Source organism: Nocardia mexicana NBRC 108244 (assembly GCF_001613165.1).
Lineage (GTDB): Bacteria > Actinomycetota > Actinomycetes > Mycobacteriales > Mycobacteriaceae > Nocardia > Nocardia mexicana.
The window spans coordinates 1-901 of sequence record NZ_BDBV01000177.1 but is presented as its reverse complement, the minus strand read 5'-3'; the positions used below and the strand labels follow the sequence as shown (position 1 = coordinate 901).

The window sequence follows — 901 nt, the reverse complement described above, 5'->3', positions numbered from 1 at the left end:
TGATGCTGGTTCGGAAGCGGCCGTTGCGGTGTGCGGTGATGCGCTGTAGATGTCCCTGTTCCGGCCAAGCCAGGTGTCTCGCTCTGGCTACCTTGGCGCAGACCATGCTGTGAGTCGATCCGCCGGAATCGCCACTCGGACCACGTCGCCCTGTCCAGCCCGCAGTGGCACACCGTATTCGGTTGGGCGGCAGTGATTCTCGCGTCGATCTCGCTCTCGGTTGTTTCGAGACCGTTGTCGACGAACGCGGTACTCGGTGCTGCGAGTGGAACGTGGGTTCGGGTGGGTCATCCGTAGGCGATTCTTTCCAGCAGGTCCAGTGTTTCCAGGACCTTGTGCAGTTCGCTGGTCGGCACGTTGTCCGACAGGGCTTTTGCGAGTGCGTCGGTCTGGGGCGCGAGTTGCCCGAGCACCCAGGCCCGGCCTTGGTCGGTGAGCATCAGATTGACGCGTCGGCCGTCGGTCGGGTCGCGCACGCCGGCGATCAGTCCCTGGTCTCGTAACCCGTCGACGAGATTGCGCATCGTCTGCGGGCGCACCATTTCCAGGCGAGCCAGATCGACGGCGGCCATGGCTCCGTACCGATGCAGGCGGCCCAGCACCGCCCACTGCGTCGGGGTCCATGGACACTCGCCGGAATCCCTGCGGGACCGGCGCAGGATCACGGTCGATGCGATGCGCAGGCGCGCCGCCGCCGCGGACAGTGCTGCGGCGTCCACGGTTTCGAGGCTCATGGGCACTCCTTTCGGCTGATCGGGGGCTATCCCTATGAAGCAAATGCCGCACGACGCGACGCGCGTGGGCGGCGTGCCTGTGGAGCGCGGCCGGGTGCGAGTTCGGTGGATGGATCCGGGAACTCGCACCCGGGTCGGTCAGGCGGTGACCGGTGCGGTCACCTTCC

The 901-nt window shown here is 66.6% G+C and carries 1 protein-coding gene; it reads right to left on the bottom strand.

Annotated features, from left to right (window positions below; genetic code table 11):
- Window positions 1–287 precede the first annotated feature (287 nt).
- Entirely contained in the window at window positions 288–734 is a 447-nt protein-coding gene (locus NM1_RS40660; RefSeq protein WP_068033158.1) for a MarR family winged helix-turn-helix transcriptional regulator, read from the bottom strand.
- Window positions 735–901 lie beyond the last annotated feature (167 nt).

Excerpts from the sequence above, each read along its gene's own strand:
- NM1_RS40660 (WP_068033158.1), bottom strand. The coding sequence starts at position 734 with ATGAGCCTCGAAACCGTGGACGCCGCAGCACTGTCCGCGGCGGCGGCG.